The sequence below is a fragment of the Pectobacterium carotovorum genome (assembly GCF_900129615.1).
In the GTDB taxonomy this organism is placed as follows: Bacteria; Pseudomonadota; Gammaproteobacteria; order Enterobacterales; family Enterobacteriaceae; genus Pectobacterium; species Pectobacterium carotovorum.
In genome coordinates, this window is sequence record NZ_FQWI01000001.1 from 653,846 (window position 1) to 678,925 (window position 25,080).

Below are 25,080 nucleotides of genomic sequence, written 5' to 3' on the forward strand. Positions count from 1 at the left end.
CTTAATCGTTTTCTCTAATTCTTGTCTCTGCCGGGGCGATGCTCGCCGCCGAATCTGGCTCGATGGAGCCTACCCTGATTTTAAGGTACTGAATTTTTAAGCCGTGGATAGTAGCACATTGTCATAGACGGCTCTAATCGCCCCGGCCCGGTCTTAGTCAAACATCGTCTTATTCAATAAAATCGAATAAAGACCTCGAATATTTGCACTTTTCACTTTCCAGAGCACCGCATAAGATGTGACGCATCAAAGGGCGTTATGTTGTCGCCCACTTCAATCACTAAAGGAATTGGCAATGAGCAAAGTATTGGTTCTGAAATCAAGCATTCTGGCAGGTTATTCTCAGTCAAACCAACTGGCCGACCACTTCACCGCCGAGTGGCAGTCTGCACATCCAAACGACAGTATCACCGTCCGCGACCTGGCCGCTCAACCGATTCCGGTTCTTGATGGCGAATTAGTTGGCGCGCTGCGTCCTTCCGATGCTGCCCTGACTCCTCGTCAACAGGAAGCACTGAAACTGTCCGACGATCTGATCGCCGAACTGCAAGCACATGACGTTATCGTGATCGCCGCACCAATGTATAACTTCAACATTCCGACTCAGTTGAAGAACTACTTTGACCTGGTGGCGCGCGCGGGTGTAACGTTCCGCTACACCGAGCAAGGCCCAGAAGGTCTGGTGAAAGGTAAACGCGCTATCGTATTAACCAGCCGTGGTGGCATCCATCAAGGCACGCCAACCGATCTACTGGAACCGTACCTGCGTGTATTCCTGGGCTTCCTCGGTCTGACTGACCTTGAGTTCGTGTTTGCAGAAGGTTATGGCTACGGCCCAGATGTGGCACAGAAAGCCACCGAAACGGCGAAAACTCAGCTGTCTCAGTTAGTTACCGCATAAAGATTCATCATTACCGACCTTGCCATTGGTTTACTTGGCTTGACTATTGCGCGCCTTCCGGCGCGCTTTTCTTTATCTCATCGCCAGCCGCATTGTCCGATCTTTCCAGCAGTTGCGTCGCCTCTTTATCCGCCTTGATGTGAATCTCATGCTCGATCTTCACGTTCATATTGATGGTGATCGGCTCTTTGGGCGCAGCCACTTCGATACGCGGCACACACCCCGTCAGGAAAGTGACCGTGCAACCTACCACCAGCAATGTCTCGCGCTTGTTCATTGTTCTACCTTGAATTTATTCATTGGCCTGCTGCTCCAGCGTATCCCGCAAGTTATCGCCAAAACGCAAGCTGCGCCATAGCTGGAAGATATTCTCCTGATGGCGATAGTTAAGAATCACCTGACGTTTCGCGCTGAGCTGCGAGTTTTTCCCCTGCACCTGCGACGTCAATGTCAGTTCGCCCTGATTAGTCAGGTCAAGCGTGGCATAGGAACGCCCAATCTCCAGATAGCGCAGCCAGCCAATCGCCGCCCCACCTGCCAGATTTTTACTCGCTAGCTCATCGGCCAGTTGGTTATCCAGCCGCAACGTCAGGAAACCATCATTGGTAATTCGTCCGCCTTCAATCAGCGTGGTCGGGTGATTAAAATTCAGCGGAAGCGTGCCGCTCACGCGCCCAGACAGGGCAAACTGCTTTTGCTTCAGCACCGTCATTAGCTCACTAAGATCCACGCTCTTCACGGTGAATAGCGCGGGTTCTCGCTGTGGCCAACGCAGCGTGGACAGCCCAATATGCCCATCTAATACGTCCATGTCGGCCTGAGACATAACCAGCGGCTGTCGTTCACTGTACGGGTAAAAACCCTGGAGATCGACGCGGATATTGCTCATCCGAAACAGGTTATCCAACACGTCAATTCGTAGCGCGACAGGCTGCTTGACGCCCAACTGCCAGCGCTGATCTTTCAAACGGTAAGGCAGGACAAAGTTGACGCCGCTAACTTCACCATCCTGTAGCCACAGTCCGCCATTTTTCACGACCCAATGTCCGCCTGCAATGAATCCTTCTTTACGTGCGGCGGAAAATGCCGCCTGTGCGTAAAACTGCCCAGCACGAATGTTCATTTTTAGCAGCGGAGAAAGCAGAGGCTGAAACACCTTAAGCGGCTGTGTCGGCCACCACGCGCCACCACGCAGTCGCTCTCCATCCCAGCGGCCACGCAGCCTAACTGGCCCGATATCCTCAGCCTGTAGCTGCCCCTGTAGCTGGAAATCATCTGGGCTACGCCCCTGCATCGCCAGCGTTAGCAACGAAGGTGGCAAGTAGCCCCCGTTGCTGAAGTGTGCCCGTTCGGAGGCCAGTTGCAGCGCGCCTTGAAAATGCTCACCGGAACGGGCGCGCTGCCACCGGATCGGCTCAGTGATCGTCAGGCGGGGCTGGTGTACCGTCACAATGCCATAGCCCAACTGATCCAAACCGCTCGACAGTTGGTTGACTTCAATCAGCGTATCCTGCCACTGGCCTCGGCCGGCAACGTCCCACTGACCTTTGAGCGGCGGTAGCTGGCCATTGCCCCAGTAACGCCATTGCCACTGCCCTTGATCCGGCCAGAAATCCTGTGCCTGACCGTCAAGGTGCAGGCTAAAGCGCCCCCAGTATACTTCCCGCGCCTTCACAATCGCCTGTAGCCGCCCATTCACGCCCGTTGCACTGACTCGGACACCCGCCAGCGGCCAGCGTGCTTCTTCAAGATAAATTTGCGGCGCAGGCGTTCCCCAGGCACGCAGCAGCGCCCCCGGTAAAAGTGCGAGTTCAGGATTGAGAATCGAGCCCTGCAATACCCCCGGTAGCGTCGCCGTCAGGGAGAGCGCGGGTAAGTTCGCCTGCCCGGTAAGCTGAAAGCGCAATTCGCTGTTGAGCAGGCCGATGTTGCCCGGCCCCAACACCAGCACGGCGTTCGCCTTGCCATTATGCCCTTGCGTCAGCATGTTCAACCGCGCGTTAATCGTGGTGGCATCCAGCCCTTGTCGCCAGTGCTGTAATGTTATGGCAACCTGCCCGGAGAGTGGCTGATCGGCATAAGGCCAACGCCAGACGCCGTTAGTCACCTGAATAACCTCATCCGTCAGTTGCCACGGCAACGATATCAGCGGCGTATCATCATTCGCCGCATTCAGTACCAGCTCACCCGCTTGATGATGCCAGTCCAGCAGGAGCGAAAGCGGATCCGGCGTTTGCCCTGAATCCAGTTTTCCGGTGAGTCGCCCCTGCACCGGTGCAGCATCCAGCGTATCGGCCAGTTCCATCTCACCACTGACTTGCAGGCGCACGAACCCCGCCGGCGTTGCGAGCATGCTCTCATGCAAGGTCAGACGCTTATCGTTCAGTTCTGCCTTAAACGCCAGTTGATCGCCCTGATAGTCCAACGTTTGTCGCCGCTTGCCGTCGCTGCTGAGTCGCACCTGTCCGGCATAATCCTGCCAGGGCTGTAGCGTAAACGTCTTCACCTGAATATCGGCAGCAGGCAATCGCTGCTGCCATTGCGCCAGCAGCATCGCTGGCTCGGTACTGCTGCTTGCTGGCACATGCTGCAAGCAGTCGCTGTTTAACGTCACGGCATCAATATCAACATGCCATCGCCAGCTATGCCAACGCAGCGTCATATTCCGTACGTCAACGAGCGTGCACTCCCCGGCCGTAAGACGGAATCCCGCGCTATGCAGCCCACCGCCCTGCCAGCCAGGTGTCCCATCCACGGTCAAAGACATCTCCGTCGGGAGCCAGATGTTGGCAAGGTGCGGTAGCCACTGCGACAGTGTTCGCCAGGAAAGAAACAGCAATACGGCGAACAGGAAAGCAATTGAAAGTGCACGTTTTTTAATCATTAGCGCGAGTTAAGCATCCTGTTCAATAGCGGTAAAAATTCGTCCTGTATGACTCTGCCGATTATTCATTCACAAATCGCTCTTTTTGTTAACAAACAATCCTATCCAACTCACATTTACTACTATTGTGCATACGTACTCATTACCCTTTCGTGGTAAAATGTTTAATTGAGGTTATATTTTGTAATGAATCACGTTATCTCATCATGAACAAAGCGTTTACGGGTGGATATCAGGATTATCTCCTTCTGCCCGACCGCCTTAAAAAAAGCAATGAGCAACCTGAACCATTACCGCTATCCGCTGATTCATTGTCGTGGGTATGCCTCATGTTAAATCAGTATTCGGACACAGCATATCAAGGACTGCTTTATGCGTAATAACACCCCTGTAACCGACCGCCAACTCCCTCTTTCTGAAAAAACCAGACTCATGTCGGTCACCACGCCAGAAAGCCATATTACCTACGCAAACAAAGATTTTATTGATGTCAGCGGCTATACCACTGATGAGCTGATGGGGCAGCCCCATAATCTTATCCGACACCCGGATATGCCACCAGCCGCCTTCGCGGATATGTGGAAAACGCTGCGCGCAGGCAATATCTGGACGGGGATTGTGAAAAATCGGTGCAAAAATGGCGACCATTACTGGGTAAAATCCAGCACCACGCCCCTGAGAAAAGGCGGTGAAATTGCCGGTTATATGTCTGTGCGGACCGCCGCCTCACCCGAAGAGATTCACCAGGCTGAGGCGCTCTATGCCAGTGCAAACGAAGGTAAACTGAAATATCGCACCTTCCATCATGGCCTGCTTATTTATACCGGGCCATTGCGCATCCTGAGTCTTTTTAAAACCATGCCATTACGCTGGCGCATCCGCAGCTATTTTCTGCTCTTTAGCCTGATTCCGCTCATCGCCGCCTATTCCCTGCTGGCGGGAACGGCATTGGCTTCCGTACTCTTTCCGCTGCTTATCGCCTGCTGTTTTGTCAGTGGTGAGCTTCTGGTGCACCATGTTGCCCGTCCTATTGAGCAAATTCTGGCTCAGGCCATGCGTTCCGCCGCCGGACAGGCGGACAACCTGACGCAGCTGAATCGCGTGGATGAAATTGGCATGTTAATGCGCGCGGTAAATCAGTCCGGTATGAATTTCCGCACCTTCGTGGACGATGTGAACACCAATCTGAGCGAGCTGAAAAACGCCTGTAATGAAATCGCGCAAGGCAACCATACGTTGGCACAGTGCTGCGAGGAAACGGAAGAGAGCCTGCAACAAACCGCCGCCTCCGTGGAACAGCTTACTGCAACAATAAAAAGTAATGCGGAAGCCTCGCTTCAGGCCTCACTCTATACGCAGGATGTGAATCAGGCGGTGAACTCTGGTGAGCAGGCTGTCAGCCAGGTCTCCGATACGATGGAGACGATCACCCGTTCCAGCGAACGGATTACGGATATCGTCAGCGTGATGGATAATCTCGCGTTCCAGACCAATATTCTGGCCGTGAACGCGGCTGTTGAAGCTGCCCATGCCGGAGAACAGGGTAAGAGCTTTGCGGTGGTCGCCAGTGAAGTGCGTTCGTTGGCGCAGCGCAGCGCCTCCTCTTCCAGCGATATCTCGACCATTATTGATGAAACGCTGAATAGTATTCGTACCGGCGAACAGCAGGTTTCACACACGCATAAATCCATGAGCAATATTCTGCTGCAGGTTCAGCACGTCACCAATTTGATGAATGAGATCAGCCTCGCAACGCAGGAGCAATCTCAAGGGCTGGAGCAAATTAATGAAGCGGTAAACCGCATCGATGAGCTCACACATCAGAATACCGCGCTGGCGAGTCAGTCACATTCGGCCACCGATCACCTGCAACAGCAGATCTCGAGTATGGTACAGGCAGCCTCTGTCTTTAGTCTTTCCCGCTAGTTAATCTCATGCTCACGGGCGCTCATATCAGGGCGTCCGTCGCCTTATCCCCTCGTCATTTTTCCCATACTTTAACCTGCATTGCCCACCGTGCAAATTCGCAGAGTCATAATATACTTAGCAAATGAATGCTTTTGGTCACCGGCGCAGGCTCTTGCAGCGAGTCGGGCTAGGCAACAACTTTCCTGAAGAAAAAATAACGGTTTCCTAAAGAAAAAATAACGGGCGGAACTAGTAAGAATATATAAGTCTACTCGCTAAGTATTTCGTGAAGATTGCCGTTAATTAAATAGCATTAATCGCTTTTCAGTTAGCTAATGGATCTAAAAACATTATGTTTATGCTTGCTTATACTAAAAGGATCAATAAATGCGTAAGAATTTTCCAGTCAGTGATATTCAGTATTTATTAGATGAAAAAGCAAAGCTAATGTCGGTTACCACTACCGATAGCCATATCACTTATGCCAATGACGATTTTATTGATGCCAGTGGTTACGACTTTGAGGAAATCCTCCACCAACCTCACAATATCGTGCGCCACCCGGACATGCCCCCGCAGGCGTTTGCCGACATGTGGGCAACGCTGAAGGCAGGTAAAATCTGGACGGCCGTCGTCAAGAACCGCCGCAAGAGTGGCGACTATTATTGGGTAAAAGCCAGTACGACGCCGCTGATGAAGGAAGGGAAAATCACAGGATATATGTCGGTGAGAACCCGCGTTTCACAGGAAGAGATTCGGCAAGCAGAAGCGCTTTACCACCAAATGAACGAGAATAAATTAAAAAACCGCCGGCTCTTTCAGGGACTATTGATTTATAAAGGGCCGCTGAAACTTCTTAGCTTATTTACCGTCATCCCCATACGGTGGCGGATAAGAAGCTACGTTTTCCTTTTCATGCTATTTGCGCTTCTTTTCTTATTGGCGACCCTTCCACTCACCACACCGCTATTAACTTTTGTTCTGGCACTACTCGCTGGCGCGACAATAACCAGTGAATTATTAGTTCAACATCTGGCAAAACCACTGGAAAAGATTCTACGCCAGGCTATTAATTCCGCATCCGGGCAGGCGGACAACTCGTTTCAACTTAATCGCGTGGATGAAGTTGGCATGTTATTACGCGCCGTCAACCAATCCGGCATGAATTTCCGCACGTTTGTCGATGATGTTAATGGCAAGCTGGCTGAACTACGCCACGCCTGCGGCGAGATTGCTTCTGGGAATTACACACTCAGCCAGCGCTGTGAAGATACCGCGCAAAGCTTACAATCCACCGCGTCATCAATGGAAGAACTGACGGCGACGATCCAAAGTAATGCGTCTGCCACACAGTTAGCAACGCGTTGTGCGAATGATGCCAATCAGGCTGTCAATGCCGGAGAGAAAGCGGTTAATCAGGTAACCGATACCATGGCGACCATGACCCGTTCCAGCAAAGAGATCACCGACATCATTAGCGTGCTGGATAATCTGGCGTTCCAGACCAACATTCTGGCGCTTAATGCGGCAGTAGAGGCCGCTCACGCCGGAGAACAGGGCAAGAGTTTCGCCGTGGTCGCGGGGGAAGTCCGTATTCTGGCGCAGCGTAGTGCCGCTGCCGCCAAAGACATCGCAGCGATTATCGATGCCACAATCGCGAACATTCACACCAGCGATAAATTGGTCAACCACACCAGTCAGTCAATGAACAACATTCTGGCTCAGGTACAGCAGGTCTCACAGCTTGTGAATCAAATCAGCCTGGCGACACAAGAGCAATCGCAAGGGCTGGGGCAGATTAATTCTGCGGTGAACAACATTGATGAATTGACGCGCCAGAACACCATTTTGGCTACGCACTCCAGTTCTGCCATTAACAGTCTGGAACAGCAGATCTCCACGATGTCCGAAGCTGTGTCAGTTTTCAGTACGTCGCGCTAAATCCGCTATTGCCGCCTCTCAATTTCAAACCGTTACTGTCAGTCAGGTAACGGTTTGTCACCGCCCGATTTTCTGATAGCTTAACCTAAGGATTTTTCGGAGAAACTATCAATGAAACTGGCAATTTACAGCACGAAGCAGTATGACCGTAAATATCTGGAGCAGGTCAATCAGCAGTTTGGCTATGAGCTGGAGTTTTTTGATTTCATGCTGACATCGCGCACCGCGAAAACCGCCGCGGGCTGTCAGGCCGTCTGCATCTTTGTAAACGATGACGGTGGGCGCGAAGTGTTGACCGAACTGGCAGCGTTGGGCATTAAAACGCTCGCGCTGCGCTGTGCGGGCTTTAACAATGTCGATTTGGAAGCCGCTAAGGAGCTGGGTATCAGCGTAGTACGCGTTCCCGCATATTCCCCTGAGGCTGTCGCCGAACACGCCGTCGGCCTGATGCTGACGCTTAACCGCCGCATTCACCGCGCCTATCAGCGTACTCGCGACGCGAACTTCTCTCTGGAAGGGTTGATTGGCTTCAATATGCACAACCGGACGGCGGGCATTATTGGCACCGGAAAAATCGGCATCGCCACGATGCGCATTCTGAAAGGCTTCGGGATGCGGCTGCTGGCCTTCGATCCCTATCCAAACCCGCAGGCCTTGGAATTAGGGGCGGAGTATGTCGATCTAAAAACGCTGTACGCCAACGCGGACGTCATCTCCCTGCACTGCCCGCTGACGCCGGAGAATCATCACCTGCTGAATCAGGCGGCCTTCGCGCAAATGAAAAACGGCGTCATGATCGTCAATACCAGCCGTGGTGGACTGATCGACTCGCAGGCCGCTATCGACGCGTTGAAGCAACAGAAAATTGGCGCGCTGGGCATGGACGTTTATGAAAACGAGCGCGATCTCTTCTTCGCCGATAAATCCAACGATGTGATTCAGGACGATATTTTCCGCCGCTTATCCGCGTGCCACAACGTACTGTTTACCGGGCACCAGGCGTTCCTGACGGAAGAAGCACTAATCAGCATTTCCCAAACCACGCTACAGAACCTGAAAGACATCAGCCAGAACGCGTCTTGTGTAAATCTGGTTACACCGTAAACCTTCCTGCGGCAGTGCTGACTGCCGCAACACTCACCCTGCCGGACAACTTCCATTCATCAGCGATTGCTCGCTACAGCGCTTACCGTTGGCTAACTGACAGGCCCCCACGCTCGCACCATCAAGCTGTCTAGAGATCGCCATAGTTCCGCCAATCAACGTACAGTTGACGTCAACTGGCGAACTGCTTTTCAGCAACACGACGGCGTTCGTATCATCATTTTGCGTGGCGTTTTGCTGGGTAGCGGCAGTGTTCTCACGATGATTACTGCATCCCGCCAGCAGCAACGCAGCGGCAGTACATAGCCATGGCAATAGTTTCATGTTTCAACTCCGAGTCATGTGTGGGAGGCGAGCTGGCGTGATTTTTACGCTCAACGCCGATGCGTATATTTTCAGATAAAGACTATATCTACTACATTTATTTTTTTGAAGTATAAAAGACACTTTCGCCAAAAAAGCCATGTTAAGTAGCATACCAGTCGGCAGTATCATACTGATTCAGATATATCGAAACATCACACCTCTACCCATATTTATCGGGGAGGTTACCCTCCCCCTTATTTCTATCCCATCAAGGATATTGAATTCAGATGGTATACCAGATAATGTATCAAGCAAGGTTTTCGCCCATTTTTCTAAAATATCATAATGAGTGCTTGGATTTACATCATAGATGAAATTGAAATTTCGTCCAAAGAGTCGCTCAGAATAAAATCGCTATTAGTATTAATAGTGGCGACATGGCCACTTCCCAATAGCGAAATAATCAGTGAGATTCGGCTCGCGTTAATATTACAATTAACATTATTGATATCTGAAAATATTTAAAAACCATCATCAAGAAATTAGTAGGCTAGAACTTCAACTGGTTTTATTATATATCCAGAAAACTCGCAATTTTAACTGGATTCATTTTCAAAGCCACTAATCAATTCCCACCCATTTTCAAGCTTGTCAAAATCAACTTCTGTAAGCAATTCTTCGACACCACTTTTAATGACACAGTCACTTTGAGGGTAGGCACTGCATAGCAGAACAAAATATTTCTTCTGGATATCATCTAAAAATGAAGCATCTGACTGATCAACCTGACCGCTAATACGTAGTGCAACACATGAAGAACATGCCCCAGCCCGACATGAGTAAGGTAAATCAACACCTGCTTCTTCAAAGGCATCTAAAATATACACATCATCAGGGACCTCAATTTCCGTACGCGTAGCGACATCTTTAACTTTATAAACAGCCATTTTCATTCCTTTTTCATTAATTAATGAAGATTAATTTTATCGTGCGCAAAAACATTTTTTTCGATTGCATCCAGGACGTCTTTTATTTGAGTCATTGGCGCTATTTTCTTTCTCAATGTGCTCCTCTTTTTCATTAATTTCTTCTGATACCGTTTCATTTCTCAAACGTTCACTGCTTTCTTTTTCCATTGTTCCCTCTTTATTAAATTAGATTCATGATTATTACAGGAGTTTCGCTCAACTGATGACGACAACCACAGCGCAAGAGAGATATTACATTGAATATTTATTTTCTTATTTTAAAGTACGTTAATAATTAGATGATTTATTAGGCTGAACCGAATGCGACTCGATTTACCGAACCAGACGAGTGAGCTGAAGCGGCAGCAGAAGTGTACGATGCATTCGATAGCAATATTATGAGGAAGTTAAGGCAAACAACGTTCAGAACGTGACATGATCCATTGATGCCTGTCACATAAAACTCTTGATATTTATATTAATGAATGTAATTCATGTAAAATAGTTTTAAGCATATCTAACTCACTCTAAAACCATCATTAACAAATCACCTAAAGGCTCTTATTTTATTTTTTGATATACTTTCATTTTATTCATATAAAAGGAATGACATTCATCCTTGCCAAATAAAATCAAACAACCTAGTCTCATTTCACTGCCCTATGAATATATTAATAGGGCAACACAGCGATACATTACTAATCAAATTAAATGAGGTGAAATAATGTCAGATCAACTTACTGGTGGATGGACTGCTTTCCGTGATTTGAATGATGCAGATAAAGAAATTTTTAAATCCACCGTACATTTGCTAGGTGTGACCTACACGCCTTTGTTTGTCGCAACACAGGTGGTATCGGGTACGAACTACTCCTTTCTGACGAAGGGTACGGTAACGTCACCCGAGGCACCACTAAAAATTGTCAAAATCCATATTTATAAACCGCTAAGCGGCGATGCACATATTACTAAAATTGAAGATGTTCTCCCGTAATAAATAGTTCAATCAATGACGCTACGGCTAGTGTATTTATCTCACTAGCCGTAGCGTTGTTTTATATCTTCTACTTCCCTGCCCTACCTGAATTTTCACCTGAAAATGGGGGGATCATGACTTCTATTGCCCCTCAGTTTCCACGGCCTCAGCATCAAACCGTAGCCGACGCTGTGCGATAACATTCCTCTAAGACGCGCAAAAAGCAGCGACTCCCCCTCACCCACAGGGGAATTCAGGAACACCGCTGTAAAACGATCTGGTATTCGTCGCCGTAATCCGTACCATACACGCCATGATCGTGCAGACCGTGTTAGCGTCTGCGCTGAACCGTTTTCCATCCGCAATGCCTTTTGCAACGAGCACAGATAAAAATGTCAGAAAAACAAGAAATTAACCCAAAAACTCAATACAACCTCAATAAATTGCAAAAGCGCCTGCGTCGTAACGTTGGCGAAGCTATCGCTGATTTCAATATGATCGAAGAAGGCGACCGCATCATGGTGTGCCTGTCCGGCGGGAAAGATAGCTTCACCATGCTGGAAATTCTGCGCAATCTGCAACAGAGCGCGCCGATTAACTTTTCTCTGGTCGCGGTAAATCTGGATCAAAAGCAGCCGGGATTCCCGGAGCACGTTCTTCCGCAGTACCTTGATAGCATCGGCGTGGAGTACAAGATCGTCGAAGAAAATACCTACGGGATTGTGAAAGACAAGATTCCAGAAGGGAAAACCACCTGCTCGCTGTGTTCACGCCTGCGCCGCGGGATTTTGTATCGTACCGCGACGGAGCTCGGCGCAACGAAAATTGCCCTCGGTCACCACCGCGACGATATTCTACAGACTATGTTCCTGAACATGTTCTACGGCGGAAAGCTGAAAGGCATGCCGCCGAAGCTGATGAGCGACGACGGTAAACATATCGTCATCCGCCCTCTTGCTTACTGCCGTGAGAAAGATATCGAACGCTTTGCTGAAGCCCGCCAATATCCGATTATTCCGTGCAACCTGTGCGGATCGCAGCCAAACCTGCAACGTCAGGTGATTAAAGACATGCTGCGCGACTGGGACAAACGCTATCCTGGCCGTATTGAGACCATGTTTAGCGCCATGCAGAACGTTGTGCCATCTCATCTTGCCGATCATGCGCTGTTCGATTTTAAAGGCATTCGTCACGGTAGCGACGTGGTGGATGGTGGCGATCTGGCTTTTGACCGTGAAGAACTGCCGTTGCAGCCCGTTGGCTGGCAGCCGGAAGAAGATGACGATGTGCCATCCGTGACCCGTCTTGACGTGCTGGAAATAAAATAAGCACGACATTCCCGTGAGGGAATGGCATTACCATAACGAATAGAGACACGGTGGCAAGAAGCAGCGGTTGCTGTTTCACCACCGTGTTTTTTATTGCCGTTTTCTGCCGCGTAGAGTACCGCTATCGATCTTGCGGTGGTTCAGTGACGGGTTCGTGTTCCGGCCCTGTCGGCGGCGGATCAGGAATGGGCGGTGGATCGGGAAGCGGACGAGGTGTCGGATCGTTCGGTATAATGGGAATCGGTTCAACCGGAACCGTGTCGGCTTGCAGATAATCCGTGGCGTCTTGAGTGAGCATATTTTCCTCCTCGGTGTTGGATACTGTTAAGGCAAATCCAGCTACTGAAGCAGTACAGACATGCGTTACGGCTGACCAAGCAGCGCCAGCGCTTCCCTTTAAGCGTAGTAAGCTAATGAATAAAATGCCAAAGGCATTTTATAACGTCGCTTGCGACGGCCCGAAGGGTGTGGCGCGTAGCCCACCATAATAAAATGCCAAAGGCATTTTACAACGTCGCCTGCGACGGCCCGAAGGGAGGGGGCGCGATAGCCCACCATAATAAAATGCCAAAGGCATTTTATAACGTCTCTTGAGGGATAACGGAAAAGGTCAGGATCGAGGGGCAAAAAAAAGCCGACAAAACTGTCGGCATGGTGTGAATCAATTGTGCTATGCAGTAATTCAAAAAAGGAAGTAAGACAATATGGAGCGCAACGCCCATCGCTTGACGTTGCATTCACCTGCGGGAATGATAGTGCCGCACAACAGGGTAAAAAATGTTGATATTGCTCAATTTACGCGTGGTTTTTTAGCTGTTCACGACAGTTTGTGATTATCTGCGCACCCGTTCGCCACGAGTCGTTATAGCCATTTACTGCGTTTTAACCACCATGCAACGCCGCCCACCAATATCACCAACATCAGGCAGAACGTGAAAAAACCAAACGGCGCATCGCCGCCGGGAATTCCCCCTAAGTTGACGCCAAATAAGCCGGTTAAGAACGTCGTCGGCAGGAAAACCATCGCCAAAAGTGACATTGTATAGGTACGGCGGTTCATCGCTTCGGTCATCAAGGCGGTGATTTCATCCGAAAGTACCGTGGTACGCGCAATACTGGCATCCAGATCTTCCAGCCCGCGCCCTAATCGATCGGCGATTTCCTGCATTCTGCGACGATCGTCATCCTGCATCCAGGGCAGTTTCTCGCCGGAAATACGCGAGAATACATCGCGCTGTGGCGTCATATAGCGGCGTAACACGATAAGCTGTTTGCGGATCAGCGCCAGCTCACCGCGCGGTGGAATTTTTTGCTCCAGCAAATCCTCTTCCAGATCGATGATTTTCTCATGCAAATCATCAATAAACTCACTGGTATGATCGGTCAACGATTCCGCAATAGAGACCAACCAGCTTCCGCTGTCCGTCGGGCCGTTGCCTTCCTTCAGGTCGGTAAGAATTTCGTCGATAGCCAGAACCTTACGACGCCGGGTAGAAATGATCAGCTTGTCGGTAATGAACACCCGAACCGCCACCAGTTGATCCGGCCGCGCATTGGCATTCAGGTTAATGCTGCGCAGCGTGATCAGCGTACCTTCCCCCAAACGCGTGACTCTGGGGCGAGCGCTCTCCCCCGCCAACGCATTGCGTACGCTATCCGGCACCAGCGTCGTTTTATTCAGCCAGCGCACGCTGGCGGGCAAGGTAGAATCCAGGTGTAGCCAGCAGGGTTTCTCGCTGTTAACCACATCCTGCTCACCAATCGGGGTCACGCCCCCCTTCCCATCCAACTGATACGCATGAACCGCACCGCTGTGTTGCAACTCTTTTCCTGCAAAGGATTCCACGTCTTGCCTCCAACGGTTTTTGCTATCAGCGCTTTTGCTATCAGTTTTGCACGCTACCAGCCGGAGTGACCATCACGATCGCTCCGGCTTTATCGCCACATCATTCGATGTATTAATGCGGTACTTAATGTTTTTCGATGTAAAGCATGTGGCTGTACGCCACGTCTTCAGGGTTAGTAATGGGATAGCCCTTCACCCACGGTTTGATCAAGCGTCCGTTGGTATATTGATAGATCGGCGCAATCGGTGCTTCATCCATCAAGATCTGCTCAGCCCGGTTGTAGTCCGCATTCAGCGCCTGCGGGTTAGTCTGATTGCCTGCTTCATCCAGGACGCGATCGTAATTTGCATTTTTAAAGCGTGCGATATTTCCGCTGTGATGTGAGGCCAGCAGCGAGAGGAATGTCGACGGTTCGTTGTAATCACCGACCCAGGACGCTCGCACGACGTCAAAATTACCGCTATTGCGGCTGTCGATGTAGGTTTGCCACTCTTGATTAGACAAACGTACGTCCACACCCAGCGTTTTCTTCCACATGGAGGCCACGGCAATCGCGATCTTCTGGTGACTTTCCGACGTGTTGTACAACAGCGATAATTTCAACGGATTATTTGGGCCGTAACCTGCGGCTGCCATCAGCGCTTTTGCCTGCGCATCCAGCTCATCCTGAGAATATTGCTGCAACAGGCTTTCCGTTGGTTTGAAGCCCGCGGTGACATCCGGCGTAAAGTGCCAGGCTGGCTTTTCCCCTGTGCCCAATACTTTTTCCGCAATCACTTTACGATCGATGGCGTAAGACAGCGCTTTTCGCACTCGTACGTCATTGGTCGGCGCACGCTGCGTGTTAAACGCGTAATAGTAGGTGCCAAGCTGCTCTGGCGTATAAACCTGACCGGGCAAGTCTTTCAGCAGCTTCTGGTACAGGTTTTTAGGAAAGGACTCGGTGATATCGATATCCCCTGACAGGTAGCGTTTTGTCGCGTTCGATTCCTGATTGATCGGAACAAAAGTCACCTTTGTCAGGCGCGTGTTAGCGTTATCCCAATAATATTGATTCTGCGTGAGCACCAGCTTCTCATTCACGACGCGATGATCCAGCTTAAACGCGCCATTCCCGACCAGATTGCCCGGCTTCGTCCAGTCGTTTCCGTATTTCTCTACCGTAGCCTGGTGTACCGGAAACAGGCTGAAATTCGCCGTCAGACTGACAAAATAAGGTACAGGCTTACTCAGTTGCACTTTCAGTGTGTGATCGTTGACGGCCGTCACGCCAAGCTGATCGACGGGCAGCTTGCCCGCAAGAATCTGCTCGGCGTTCTGAATCCCCGCCAGTCGGGCAAACCAGGCGAACGGCGAGCTGTTTTCAGGCGTGACCAGACGACGCCAGCTGTAGACAAAATCGTTTGCCGTAACGGGTTCACCGTTAGACCAGCGGGCATTATCTCGCAGGGTAAAGATAAACGTGCGGTTATCGGTCGTCTGCCAGCGTAGCGCTACGCCAGGAACAATGTTTCCCTTGGCATCCTGATTGACCAGCCCTTCAAATAGATCGCGCGCCACCTGTGCTTCCGGCAGCCCTACCGCTTTTATCGGATCGAGAGAAGCCGGTTCATCTTTAATGTGGCGGACGATTTCCTGTTTCTCAGCCAGAACCGTTCCCGCCGGAACCTGCGCCGCGACAGCATTGCCCGTCATGGCCGCCATCAACGCGGCATAAAATGCAGAATATCCATAGTGCATGATGATTTGACCTGAAAGCGTAATGAATTGATTGAAGAATATAATAGTCAGAAATCAGCACTATCATCCAGCGATACCCCGCAATTTGTCAGCCTGCATCGCCGTTTGCGTCTCCGGGCCGATTTTTTTATGATGAAACGCATAGGCAATCACAGGGCGGTATCATGGAAAACACAATCATTCCTCTTCAGGCGCGCCAGCAACGAGGTAATTTGCCGTCGTTGGGCGAACCGTATGGGAAATCGCTGCTGGGCGCGCCGCTGCTGTATTTCCCCGCCGAATTAGCGCCTTCAGAGAGCGGGCTGATTATTGCCGGAACACACGGCGATGAAACCGCAGCGGTGGTGGCGCTTTCCTGCGCGCTGCGTACCCTCTTTCCAGGCCAGCGTCGCCATCACGTGATTCTTGCGGTGAACCCGGATGGCTGTCAGTTGGGGCTGCGTGCCAACGCTAACGGCGTCGATCTCAATCGCAATTTTCCGGCCAGTAATTGGCAACCGGGGAAGACGGTCTACCGCTGGAATAGCGCCGCAGATGAACGTGATGTCGAGCTCTCTACCGGTGAAACTGCGGGTTCAGAGCCGGAAACAAAAGCCCTTTGCACGCTGATTGAGAAACTTAATCCCCACTGGGTTGTCTCTTTTCATGAGCCACTCGCCTGCATTGAGGATCCACATCGTTCCGAACTGGGTCTATGGTTGGCGCAACAGTGCGAGCTGCCGTTAGTATCGAGTATCGGTTACGACACACCTGGCTCTTTCGGAAGTTGGTGCGCCGATCGTTCGCTTCATTGCATTACCGCTGAGCTTCCGCCAATCTCGGCAGATGCCGCCAGCGAATGCTACTTGAAAGCGATGGTGGCATTGCTAAGCCAGCAATTTTAATCGTAATTTTTATACCAATGTTGCTAATGTTGCCCTAAACTGAGCAGCGTGTTAATCACCTGTAATTAAGGACGCAAACATGTCACAGAACGTACATTTTCAAGGCAATCCTGTGCCAGTAGCAGGGTCATTCCCAGCCAAAGGAAGCAAAGCCCCAGCATTTACTCTGGTGGCTAAAGATCTGTCCGATACCCCGCTGAGCAACTATGCTGGCAAGCGCAAAATCCTGAATATTTTCCCAAGCATCGATACCGGTGTTTGTGCCGCGTCCGTGCGCAAATTCAACCAACTGGGTTCTGAACTGGATAACACCGTTGTTCTGTGTATCTCTTCCGATCTGCCGTTCGCGCAGTCCCGCTTTTGCGGCGCGGAAGGTCTGAACAACGTCGTTGTGCTGTCTACCCTGCGTGGCGGTGAGTTTAAAGAAAACTATGGCGTTGCTATTGCTGATGGCGCGCTGAAAGGCCTGACCGCTCGCGCGGTTGTCGTACTGGATGAAAACGACAACGTGCTGCATAGCGAGCTGGTGAACGAAATCACCACTGAACCAGACTACGACGCAGCACTGGCTGTTCTGAAATAAGCGACACTGGCATTACGTGAAAAACGGCTGCGCAAGCAGCCGTTTTGTTATTTACTCTTCGTCGTCCCCCGCCGCTTTACGCTGGCTGAGCCCATATTCCCGCAGTTTGTTGGCTATCGCCGTGTGCGATACCCCTAAGCGTTTCGCCAGTTTGCGTGTGCTTGGATAGGATTGATAAAGGCGGGTCAGTACAGAGCGCTCGAAGCGCTTGTTGATGTCGTCCAGCGAACCATCAAGCAGGGTTTCATCTTGCGGCACATCAATCGAAAACGCCGGGAGATCGATGTCCTGCATATGCAGTTCGTTACCTTCCAACTGCGTCAGCGCTCTATAAATGGTATTTCTCAACTGACGAACGTTACCCGGCCAGCCGTACTGCGGCAGGAAATGTTCCACATCTGCGGCCAATTTGGGACGCGAAATCCCCTGTTCATCGGCAAAGCGCGCCACGAAAAGCTCGGCCAGCGGCATAATATCCGCCGGACGCTCGCGCAGCGGCGGTAACATCAGCGTGAGTACATTGAGGCGATAATAAAGATCCTCCCGGAACTCACCGCGCTGCACCAGCTCCAATAAATTTTTCTTGGTCGCGCAAATCACCCGCACGTCAACATGGACTTCATGATCTTCACCGACGCGGCGGAATGTCCCGTCATTCAGGAAACGCAGCAGCTTAGTCTGCATCTGTGCCGACATTTCACCAACTTCATCCAGCAGAACCGAACCACCGTTCGCCTGTTCGAAGAAGCCTTTCTTGCCTTCCTGCGCATTGAGATACGCGCCGGGCGCATGGCCGAACAACTCGCTCTCCATCACATCATCGGGTAACGCCGCGCAGTTCAGCGCCAGGAAAGGGTTCTTGCCGCGTGGTCCACGCAGGTGGCAGGCACGCGCCAGCATATCTTTGCCCGTCCCCGTGTCGCCCACGATCAGCAGCGGCGCGTCCAGCATTGCTAATTTACGCGCCTGCTCAATCACCTGACGCATTTTCGGGCTAACGGCAACGATATGATCGAACTCATTCTCATCGTTCACGGCGAGATTCTGCAACTGTCGGCCCATACGAGCGGCCGATTTCAGCATCACCAGCGCGCCCGCCGTGGCCACTTTACCGGCATCATCTTCCAGACGGACCGGCGTCATTTCCAGCAAGAAATCCTGACCGCGAATCACCACACGTTCCGCCAAGACGGCGCTACTCTTCTCCAGCCAACTGGCGAAATTGAAACCGGGGATCATGCTGCCAATCGTCAGTTCGCTGATGGTCTCTGCCGACTGTTCAAACAGCGCCAGCGCGGCGGGGTTAAACAGCTCCAACTTTCCTTTCATATCCAGCGAAAATACGGGTTCAGGCATCGATTCCAGAAGCGCATTCAACGCCCGGTGTTCGCGCTCTGACGGCATGAAGGCCACGGTACGCACATCGCTAACGCTTTCAATACGGCGGATTTCCGTCATCAGCAGACGGAAATCATCAAAATCGAGGGTGGCAAAATTCAGGTAGATACGACCAATAGACGCAATTTCAATGCCGCGTAAATCAATATTGCGTGACGCAAGTAGATCTAACAGTTCACGGACCATACCAATGCGGTCTTCACAAATCACTTCCAGATGCATCAACGGCTACCTTCTTCAAGAGACACGACATGGCTATTGCTACTGATAATACCCTTTCGTTTGCACCGGATGAAGTAAGGTGGCAGCAAAAGTTGACACATCTGTACGTTTTTTCCACGTCAATGACGAAACGGGGTTAAGACAGCGGCGTCGTTGCCATCGCCACAATGGTTCGAATGCCTTCCAGATAGTTACCGAGGCGTAGATTCTCATCAAAACTATGCTGATTATTATCGGCATTCACCAGAGGAACAATGACGTAAGGCACTTTCAATACGCTGACCGCGCCGCTCATCGGCAGTGTCCCGCCCATCATACGATTCTTCTCCGGTGCGATGCCGCGCGGTGCGGTTGTCGTCGCGACGGCCCAATGGCCCAGCGGGGAGTCGATCTCCGTTCTCGCCGCATAGGCGCTGCTCGGATAGGCCGTCAGGCTAAGGGAAATCAGGTGCGGATACTGTTCGCGTTCGGCCTGTGTTGGTGCTTCACCGGCAATGATATGAAAGCCTTTGCTGGCGATATACTGGCGTAACAACGCATACATATCATCCGGCGGCGTTTCCGGCACGGTGCGAATATTCACGCTGGCCGTCGCGGTTGACGGAATAGCGTTCGACGCTTTTTTGCCCGTGTCGCCCGCTTTAATGCCGAGAATATCCAGCGAAGGATATTGCACCGCCTCTGCCGCATTGCTGGCGACATTCTCTAGCCGCGCAACACCAAAGCGTTTCTCCAACGCGCCAGCGGGAGGGGCGGTCTCCGCCACCTGTTTTTTATCGCTATCGCTAAGCGTGACGCGGTCATAGTAACCGGGGATGGTGACCTTACCGTCCGCATCTTTCATGCTGGCCAACAGCGTAGCCAGGTTTTGTACCGGATTGGAAATGACATTGCCATAGCCGCCGCTGTGCGCCGCCGCGTTCGCACCAAAAACCGTCATATCGATCTGGATTGAGCCACGATTGCCAAAGTTGATACCAGGGCGGTTACTAGACGGCATCGCGCCATCATAAATCACCATACCGTCACTTTTCAGCAGCGTCAGATGGTCGGCCATGACCGTCGTCAGACCGGGCGAACCTTTTTCCTCTTCAGAATCCAGCAGCACTTTGATGTTGACCGCGGGCTCAACGCCCTTATCTTTCATCGCGTCCATGGCGGCGAGAAACATGACAATCGGTCCTTTATCATCAGCCGAGGCACGAGCAAAGAGGCGCCATTCTGGATTGATATACCCTTTCAGAAGACGTGATTCAGGCAGCGTTTGCCATTTGCCCGCCGCGTCTTTTTCTTTCAGCACGGGCTGCCACGGCGGCGTTTGCCATTCGGTCGGATTCACAGGCTGTCCGTCAAAATGCATGTAGAACAAAATGGTTTTACGATCGGCTTTTGGCGTACCCAACTCAGCATAAACCAGCGGTTTATCACCATTCGTCAGTTGCTGCGTGGTGAAGCCACGCTTCTGAAAAGCCTTTTCCAGCCAGTCGGCATTACGTTGGATATCCGCGGGCACGGCAGCATCATTTGGCAACGTGAGTAATTCGAGATATTCAGGGAAGCTGTGTTGTGCGTAACGCTCAGCATCGGCAGGTGCCAGCACCAGCTGTGCGCTGGCAGGTAAACAGAGAATGGCTGCCGACAGCGACAGCGCCGCCAGCGTCAATTTTTTACCGGGAATCATAAAAACGTCCTGTTATACAGAAATGAGGAGTGTTAATCCTACACACGATTCTGTAACAACGGTACTGCTAGCCAGACCGGTATTCTGTCTGTTCTATATTAACGTACTATCGCGATGCATCACGCACCTGGCTAATAGATTGCCCCTCGATAAAGGAGTGAGGGAACTGCCGCGACTGTATAACATAATCCTTACGAGTCAGTTTCATAAGAATCTCTCTTGCCCCGTATTCCGCCATTTCTTTTACCGGGTAAACCACGCTATCAATATGCGGTGCCAGATATTCAGTGAGCCCAAAGCTGTCAAAAGAAATAACCGAGATATCGTCAGGAACAGATAGCCTCTGTAAACGTAGCGTTTTTAATCCCCCCGAGCAGGCGCGTTCACCACAATATACAATGGCGGTCATGTCGAGTTTTCGTTCTATTAATGTTAACGTCGCTTTCTCACCAAAGACATGATCATAACTGCCTTGAATATAATATTCGTCGCTCCACTCTTTATTCACCGAGCGAATAGCATCAATGCAGCCTTTTAATCGTTGAGATGCACTGTGACGCGACTCGGGGCCACCAATTACCGCGATCTTCTTATGACCTGCCGCAATCAATTTATTTGTCGCATCAAACGCAGATAAATAATGATCGAATGAAACCGAATGAATATCCGCCGAACAAGAGGCATCAAGTAACACTACGGGTTTATTTTCCGTATAGGCTTTAATCGTTTCGGTTGATAAATGACGGGTGTAGAGAAGAAACCCATCGCAGTTAATTTCATCCAATTTTCTTAATGCATTCTCTTCTTCAGCTTGCCCGGCGCTTTCCAGCACCATGAGCATTTTCCCTTTGGCATTCACTTCTTTATGAACGGCACTCATCACCGAACCAAAGAAGCCTGATACGTTGTTAGGAATAAGCATGCCTATCACGCCGCTACTTTTACTCACCAAAGAGCGGGCACTTAAATTGGGTTTATAGTTCAACAGCCTAATGGCATTCTCGACGCGTAACTTTGTCTCTTCCTTAACTTTTTCCGGCTCGTTAAGTACGCGGGTCACCGTTGCGCGCGAAACATTTGCCATCCGTGCCACATCGACTATTGTTGACATAAAATTCCATTGTAAAGAAAAGCAATGCCAGACTTCGGCACTGCTTATTTAATAGTAAATTAACTGAAACTATTACACTTTATCGCGATAAACTTCAATCATTTCTTTGATCAAGTCATTCGCCAGCATGGAGGTCATTAAATGATCTTGTGCATGCACCATAACTAGCGTAACAGGAATTTTACCTTCCCCTTCATCCATACCGATCAATTTAGTTTGCACGCCATGCGCCCGGCTTGCGGCCTCTCGTGAACGAATCAATGCATTATCACACGCTTCCCACTCGCCTTTTTTCGCATGTTGTAACGCGATCATCGCTTCGCTTTTACTTTCTCCTGCATTGGTAATGATCTCCATTATTTCCAATTCAAGATCCATAACGTCACCTCTTTCAAAATTAAATTATCTGTTACGCTTTAGATTCGGCTTCTTGCGCTAAAAGCTGCTTTTCATATGCCCGGTAAAAAGGGAGCCAAATCACACAAGAAATCGCAAAATTAGTCAGCACTAAGAGTATTGGCCCAAGTGACCACCCGGCCGCCCACGGGGCACCTAAAATAGAAGGCGTCGTCCAGGGAACAATAGACATCGGCTTATCAACAAATCCTGAACTCAACGCAAACCAGGCGACTGTCGCATTAATGAGCGGCGCGCCAATAAATGGGAGCAGCATCAGAGGATTCATGATAATTGGCGAGCCAAAAATAACGGGTTCATTGATATTAAAAAATGAGGGAACGACACTCAATTTTCCGATCGAACGTAAATGCGCGGAACGGCTGCGCAAATACATGATGACAAGCGCCAGGGTAGAACCACAGCCGCCAATAACAATATAGAAGCGCCAGAATGGATCAACGAAGCTATGAGGAAGCGCCTGCCCTAATTCCAGCGCCGTTTGGTTAGCGGCAATATTCGCCAGCCAGAACGGTTGCAGTAAATTAGTCACGATAGCCGCACCATGAATACCGCAGAACCATAGCAGATGGGAAACCAGCACACAGATGAGTATTGCGGTTAAGCTATCAGAAGCAGCAACAAACGGTTTGAAGGCAGCCATGATCACTTCAGGCACCAGCATGCCAGTAAAGTGCTGAATCAGCAGCGATAAGGGATAGAGCGTCGCGATCATCACGAGCACAGGTACAAGCAATTCAAATGACTGGGCGATCTTTTCAGGCACCTGCTCCGGCAGACGAATAGTGAGGTTTCTGGTTTTTAAAAACCGCATCAACTCAACCGAATATATCGATGTCATCAACGCTGTAAAAATACCCGTGCCACCCATAAATGCGGCCGGAATACTGCCATTGGTAAAGGGCGCGGCAACAATAAGGAAAGAACAGAGTGACAGCAATCCCCCCATCAGCGGGCTAAGATTATAGCCCTGCGAAAGGTTATACCCGATCCCAACGGCAATATAGATGGTCATAATTCCCATTGTCATGCGGAACGGCATCATGATTGCGTCTTTATTATTGGTCGCAAACTCCAACCATATCTGCCCTAGCGCAAACGTCGTATCTTTTGAAAAAGGCGGAAACGCCATAATCATCAAAAAACTGCCGACAATCATGAAAGGCATGGCAGAGATAAAACCATCGCGAACGGCAAGCACATGCCGTTGCCCACCGATACTCCCGGCTAAGGGCGCAATTTTTCTTTCAATAAAAGAGATCACATTATTATAGATACTCATTATCATCCCCCTGGTGTTAGCAAAATATTATGAAAGCAGACCAAGGGCGAATTTCAGTACATTGTCGCCTTTCATCATGCCGTAATCCATCGGGTTTATTGCCTCCACTTTTTTGTTCTTCTGTGCGGCAATTTTCTTGAATTCATCCAGTTTATATCTCACCTGAGGCCCCAATAAAAACAGGTCGTACTGTTCAATCCCTTCATTAAATTTCTCTAAAGGAAGCGCCGCCAATTCCACATCAATATTTTCTGCCGCTGCGGCTTCTTTCATTTTTTTTACGAGCATGGATGTGCTCATTCCTGCGTTACAGCAGAGAAAGATTTTTTTCATTTTTTCACCTTAGCAAGTTTTATTTATTGAAAAGTATGTTTTTTAAAGTTTGATAAATAGGAAGGGTTCAATTCCACTCCCAAACCTGGCTTCATTTCACCTACAGTGAAATAGCCATTTTTAGCCTGTAGCTCTAAAGCCTCTTGCACAATGTTGTAGCGTTCATCCTGCCAATAGGGAAACCATTCTTGTATTGGCACATTTGTCGTGCTGATATCAAATTGAATGCAGGCTGCCGTTAATATCGGGCCAGAGGCGTTATGCGGTTGAACCTGAATCTGATGTGTTTCCGCATAAGAAGCAATTTTTTTCATTTCCGTGAATCCGCCGGCCAATCCCATATCTGGCTGAATCAGCTCGAATACCCGGTTTTCAATAAAAGGTGCGAAATCAAAACGGGTATATAAGCGTTCTCCCCCGGCCAGCGATAAATTAACACCCGCCTTCACTTCCAGGCTTGAATTGATTAATAGCGTATCTGTCGGTTCTTCATAAAAATAAGGGTTAAACTCCTCTAACCTTCGTCCCCATTTAATAGCATCAGAAACATTCAGACAGCCATGAAGGTCGAGCATAATATCGACATGTTCGCCAACAGCCTCTCTTACCGCTTTAACCCGAGCAACCGCCATATCCCCCCATTCTTTACTAATGGGACGAGACGGTATTGATTTCTCACCTGTTGGCGACATTTTAAAAGGATCAAATTTTAATCCGGTATAGCCGTCGTTTATCACCTTCAGTGCTTTTTCAGCAAATTCTTCAGGACGCCAGGCATCAAAATACCAATGATTGGCATAAAGCCGGATAGTCTCACGGCATTTTCCTCCCAGCAGTTGATAAACAGGGACGTTTAATAGCTTGCCTTTGATATCCCACAGCGCCATATCTATTGCGCTAATCGCACCATAAATAGCCAGCGAACGCCCTCTTCCCCAGTAGGTGTTATCAAAACATTGCTGGAAAATTTTCTCAGAATCGAAGGGCGATTGCCCGATAAGGAATTTTTTCGTGAGCGCGTCCAATACTGGAATCACCGATTTAGCCCCGACGCCATAACTCATCGCGACTTCACCGATGCCCGTCACGCCCTCATCGGTTTCAATCTCAACCACGATAAGGTTATGTGCCGGTGCTCGATGCCTGAGATCCACATCGTAAACATTTAACTGCGTAACTTTCATAGTTCCCCCGAATACAGCCTGCAAGCATTATGTGCACGTTCACATTTTCATTCAAGGCTGAAAAAACGATCAAGATCACAGA

23 protein-coding genes are annotated in these 25,080 nt (G+C 50.0%); 8 read left to right on the top strand and 15 right to left on the bottom strand.

What is annotated here, in order from left to right; all coding sequences use genetic code 11:
• The first annotated feature begins 295 nt into the window (after window positions 1-295).
• A complete protein-coding gene (locus BUB06_RS02870) occupies window positions 296-901 on the top strand; it encodes an FMN-dependent NADH-azoreductase (protein ID WP_010295909.1) in 606 nt (201 codons plus the stop codon).
• Between the two features lie 43 nt (window positions 902-944).
• Here the strand turns inward: BUB06_RS02870 and BUB06_RS02875 are convergent, their stop codons facing one another.
• A complete protein-coding gene (locus tag BUB06_RS02875; RefSeq protein WP_039471760.1) occupies window positions 945-1,178 on the bottom strand; it encodes a YnbE family lipoprotein in 234 nt (77 codons plus the stop codon).
• A 15-nt stretch (window positions 1,179-1,193) separates the two neighbouring features.
• Entirely contained in the window at window positions 1,194-3,785 is a 2,592-nt protein-coding gene (locus BUB06_RS02880) for a YdbH family protein (RefSeq protein ID WP_039471758.1), read from the bottom strand.
• Between the two features lie 372 nt (window positions 3,786-4,157).
• Between BUB06_RS02880 and BUB06_RS02885 the strand changes: the two genes are divergently transcribed.
• The 3 genes from BUB06_RS02885 (at window position 4,158) to BUB06_RS02895 (ending at window position 8,738) form a co-directional block, all read left to right on the top strand.
• Window positions 4,158-5,711 (top strand): methyl-accepting chemotaxis protein, encoded by a 1,554-nt coding sequence (locus tag BUB06_RS02885; protein ID WP_010295901.1) that lies wholly within the window; start codon window positions 4,158-4,160, stop codon window positions 5,709-5,711.
• Between the two features lie 369 nt (window positions 5,712-6,080).
• Window positions 6,081-7,634: a methyl-accepting chemotaxis protein gene (locus BUB06_RS02890; RefSeq protein WP_010295898.1), complete on the top strand. Its 1,554-nt coding sequence runs from the start codon at window positions 6,081-6,083 to the stop codon at window positions 7,632-7,634.
• Window positions 7,635-7,745: 111 nt separating this feature from the next.
• Window positions 7,746-8,738: a 2-hydroxyacid dehydrogenase gene (locus BUB06_RS02895; protein WP_010295895.1), complete on the top strand. Its 993-nt coding sequence runs from the start codon at window positions 7,746-7,748 to the stop codon at window positions 8,736-8,738.
• A 33-nt stretch (window positions 8,739-8,771) separates the two neighbouring features.
• Here BUB06_RS02895 and BUB06_RS02900 read toward each other — a convergent pair whose 3' ends face one another.
• The 3 genes from BUB06_RS02900 to BUB06_RS22075 all read right to left on the bottom strand — a co-directional run bounded on the left by BUB06_RS02900 (window position 8,772) and on the right by BUB06_RS22075 (window position 10,180).
• Window positions 8,772-9,062 (bottom strand): putative hemolysin, encoded by a 291-nt coding sequence (locus BUB06_RS02900; RefSeq protein WP_039471756.1) that lies wholly within the window; start codon window positions 9,060-9,062, stop codon window positions 8,772-8,774.
• A gap of 578 nt (window positions 9,063-9,640) precedes the next feature.
• Window positions 9,641-9,991, bottom strand: coding sequence for a 2Fe-2S iron-sulfur cluster-binding protein (locus BUB06_RS02905; RefSeq protein WP_072012994.1), 351 nt, complete (start codon window positions 9,989-9,991; stop codon window positions 9,641-9,643).
• A 36-nt stretch (window positions 9,992-10,027) separates the two neighbouring features.
• The gene (locus BUB06_RS22075) at window positions 10,028-10,180 is read right to left on the bottom strand and encodes a hypothetical protein (protein WP_153266398.1); all 153 of its coding nucleotides are present in this window, start codon (window positions 10,178-10,180) and stop codon (window positions 10,028-10,030) included.
• A 556-nt stretch (window positions 10,181-10,736) separates the two neighbouring features.
• On the opposite strand from BUB06_RS22075, the gene BUB06_RS02910 reads away from it, so the two are divergent.
• A complete protein-coding gene (locus tag BUB06_RS02910; RefSeq protein WP_039471754.1) occupies window positions 10,737-11,006 on the top strand; it encodes a hypothetical protein in 270 nt (89 codons plus the stop codon).
• Window positions 11,007-11,380: 374 nt separating this feature from the next.
• On the top strand, window positions 11,381-12,316 hold the full coding sequence (gene ttcA / locus BUB06_RS02915; protein WP_039471752.1) for a tRNA 2-thiocytidine(32) synthetase TtcA: 936 nt from the start codon (window positions 11,381-11,383) through the stop codon (window positions 12,314-12,316).
• Window positions 12,317-12,437: 121 nt separating this feature from the next.
• Here ttcA and BUB06_RS22080 read toward each other — a convergent pair whose 3' ends face one another.
• The 3 genes from BUB06_RS22080 to BUB06_RS02925 form a co-directional block, all read right to left on the bottom strand.
• Complete coding sequence (locus BUB06_RS22080) at window positions 12,438-12,614, bottom strand: hypothetical protein (protein ID WP_162847964.1); 177 nt, start codon at window positions 12,612-12,614, stop codon at window positions 12,438-12,440.
• 564 nt (window positions 12,615-13,178) lie between these two features.
• Window positions 13,179-14,162 carry a zinc transporter ZntB gene (gene zntB / locus BUB06_RS02920; RefSeq protein WP_039471750.1) on the bottom strand — a complete coding sequence of 328 codons (984 nt, stop codon included), beginning with the start codon at window positions 14,160-14,162 and terminating at the stop codon, window positions 13,179-13,181.
• A gap of 124 nt (window positions 14,163-14,286) precedes the next feature.
• Window positions 14,287-15,903: a peptide ABC transporter substrate-binding protein gene (locus BUB06_RS02925; protein ID WP_039471749.1), complete on the bottom strand. Its 1,617-nt coding sequence runs from the start codon at window positions 15,901-15,903 to the stop codon at window positions 14,287-14,289.
• Window positions 15,904-16,067: 164 nt separating this feature from the next.
• Between BUB06_RS02925 and mpaA the strand changes: the two genes are divergently transcribed.
• Window positions 16,068-16,787 (top strand): murein tripeptide amidase MpaA, encoded by a 720-nt coding sequence (gene mpaA / locus BUB06_RS02930; protein ID WP_039471746.1) that lies wholly within the window; start codon window positions 16,068-16,070, stop codon window positions 16,785-16,787.
• Window positions 16,788-16,866: 79 nt separating this feature from the next.
• A complete protein-coding gene (gene tpx, locus BUB06_RS02935) occupies window positions 16,867-17,370 on the top strand; it encodes a thiol peroxidase (RefSeq protein WP_039288920.1) in 504 nt (167 codons plus the stop codon).
• 51 nt (window positions 17,371-17,421) lie between these two features.
• Here tpx and tyrR read toward each other — a convergent pair whose 3' ends face one another.
• The 7 genes from tyrR to BUB06_RS02970 form a co-directional block, all read right to left on the bottom strand.
• Window positions 17,422-18,990, bottom strand: coding sequence for a transcriptional regulator TyrR (gene tyrR, locus BUB06_RS02940; protein ID WP_039471744.1), 1,569 nt, complete (start codon window positions 18,988-18,990; stop codon window positions 17,422-17,424).
• A 136-nt stretch (window positions 18,991-19,126) separates the two neighbouring features.
• Entirely contained in the window at window positions 19,127-20,671 is a 1,545-nt protein-coding gene (locus BUB06_RS02945; RefSeq protein WP_039471742.1) for a M20/M25/M40 family metallo-hydrolase, read from the bottom strand.
• A 106-nt stretch (window positions 20,672-20,777) separates the two neighbouring features.
• Window positions 20,778-21,782 carry a LacI family DNA-binding transcriptional regulator gene (locus BUB06_RS02950; protein ID WP_080726768.1) on the bottom strand — a complete coding sequence of 335 codons (1,005 nt, stop codon included), beginning with the start codon at window positions 21,780-21,782 and terminating at the stop codon, window positions 20,778-20,780.
• A 72-nt stretch (window positions 21,783-21,854) separates the two neighbouring features.
• Complete coding sequence (locus BUB06_RS02955; protein WP_039471738.1) at window positions 21,855-22,160, bottom strand: PTS lactose/cellobiose transporter subunit IIA; 306 nt, start codon at window positions 22,158-22,160, stop codon at window positions 21,855-21,857.
• Between the two features lie 31 nt (window positions 22,161-22,191).
• Window positions 22,192-23,481: a PTS sugar transporter subunit IIC gene (locus BUB06_RS02960; protein ID WP_039471736.1), complete on the bottom strand. Its 1,290-nt coding sequence runs from the start codon at window positions 23,479-23,481 to the stop codon at window positions 22,192-22,194.
• A 27-nt stretch (window positions 23,482-23,508) separates the two neighbouring features.
• The gene (locus BUB06_RS02965) at window positions 23,509-23,814 is read right to left on the bottom strand and encodes a PTS sugar transporter subunit IIB (RefSeq protein WP_039471734.1); all 306 of its coding nucleotides are present in this window, start codon (window positions 23,812-23,814) and stop codon (window positions 23,509-23,511) included.
• 23 nt (window positions 23,815-23,837) lie between these two features.
• Entirely contained in the window at window positions 23,838-24,998 is a 1,161-nt protein-coding gene (locus BUB06_RS02970; protein WP_048329276.1) for a mandelate racemase/muconate lactonizing enzyme family protein, read from the bottom strand.
• Window positions 24,999-25,080: the final 82 nt, after the last annotated feature.

Excerpts from the sequence above, each read along its gene's own strand:
- mpaA (WP_039471746.1), top strand. The coding sequence starts at position 16,068 with ATGGAAAACACAATCATTCCTCTTCAGGCGCGCCAGCAACGAGGTAAT.
- BUB06_RS02955 (WP_039471738.1), bottom strand. The coding sequence starts at position 22,160 with ATGGATCTTGAATTGGAAATAATGGAGATCATTACCAATGCAGGAGAA.
- BUB06_RS02925 (WP_039471749.1), bottom strand. The coding sequence starts at position 15,903 with ATGCACTATGGATATTCTGCATTTTATGCCGCGTTGATGGCGGCCATG.
- BUB06_RS02970 (WP_048329276.1), bottom strand. The coding sequence starts at position 24,998 with ATGAAAGTTACGCAGTTAAATGTTTACGATGTGGATCTCAGGCATCGA.
- BUB06_RS02950 (WP_080726768.1), bottom strand. The coding sequence starts at position 21,782 with ATGTCAACAATAGTCGATGTGGCACGGATGGCAAATGTTTCGCGCGCA.
- BUB06_RS02960 (WP_039471736.1), bottom strand. The coding sequence starts at position 23,481 with ATGAGTATCTATAATAATGTGATCTCTTTTATTGAAAGAAAAATTGCG.
- BUB06_RS02965 (WP_039471734.1), bottom strand. The coding sequence starts at position 23,814 with ATGAAAAAAATCTTTCTCTGCTGTAACGCAGGAATGAGCACATCCATG.
- BUB06_RS02910 (WP_039471754.1), top strand. The coding sequence starts at position 10,737 with ATGTCAGATCAACTTACTGGTGGATGGACTGCTTTCCGTGATTTGAAT.
- BUB06_RS02900 (WP_039471756.1), bottom strand. The coding sequence starts at position 9,062 with ATGAAACTATTGCCATGGCTATGTACTGCCGCTGCGTTGCTGCTGGCG.
- BUB06_RS02880 (WP_039471758.1), bottom strand. The coding sequence starts at position 3,785 with ATGATTAAAAAACGTGCACTTTCAATTGCTTTCCTGTTCGCCGTATTG.
- BUB06_RS02885 (WP_010295901.1), top strand. The coding sequence starts at position 4,158 with ATGCGTAATAACACCCCTGTAACCGACCGCCAACTCCCTCTTTCTGAA.
- BUB06_RS22075 (WP_153266398.1), bottom strand. The coding sequence starts at position 10,180 with ATGGAAAAAGAAAGCAGTGAACGTTTGAGAAATGAAACGGTATCAGAA.
- ttcA (WP_039471752.1), top strand. The coding sequence starts at position 11,381 with ATGTCAGAAAAACAAGAAATTAACCCAAAAACTCAATACAACCTCAAT.
- BUB06_RS02895 (WP_010295895.1), top strand. The coding sequence starts at position 7,746 with ATGAAACTGGCAATTTACAGCACGAAGCAGTATGACCGTAAATATCTG.
- tpx (WP_039288920.1), top strand. The coding sequence starts at position 16,867 with ATGTCACAGAACGTACATTTTCAAGGCAATCCTGTGCCAGTAGCAGGG.
- BUB06_RS02890 (WP_010295898.1), top strand. The coding sequence starts at position 6,081 with ATGCGTAAGAATTTTCCAGTCAGTGATATTCAGTATTTATTAGATGAA.
- BUB06_RS02870 (WP_010295909.1), top strand. The coding sequence starts at position 296 with ATGAGCAAAGTATTGGTTCTGAAATCAAGCATTCTGGCAGGTTATTCT.
- tyrR (WP_039471744.1), bottom strand. The coding sequence starts at position 18,990 with ATGCATCTGGAAGTGATTTGTGAAGACCGCATTGGTATGGTCCGTGAA.
- BUB06_RS22080 (WP_162847964.1), bottom strand. The coding sequence starts at position 12,614 with ATGCTCACTCAAGACGCCACGGATTATCTGCAAGCCGACACGGTTCCG.
- BUB06_RS02905 (WP_072012994.1), bottom strand. The coding sequence starts at position 9,991 with ATGGCTGTTTATAAAGTTAAAGATGTCGCTACGCGTACGGAAATTGAG.
- BUB06_RS02945 (WP_039471742.1), bottom strand. The coding sequence starts at position 20,671 with ATGATTCCCGGTAAAAAATTGACGCTGGCGGCGCTGTCGCTGTCGGCA.
- BUB06_RS02875 (WP_039471760.1), bottom strand. The coding sequence starts at position 1,178 with ATGAACAAGCGCGAGACATTGCTGGTGGTAGGTTGCACGGTCACTTTC.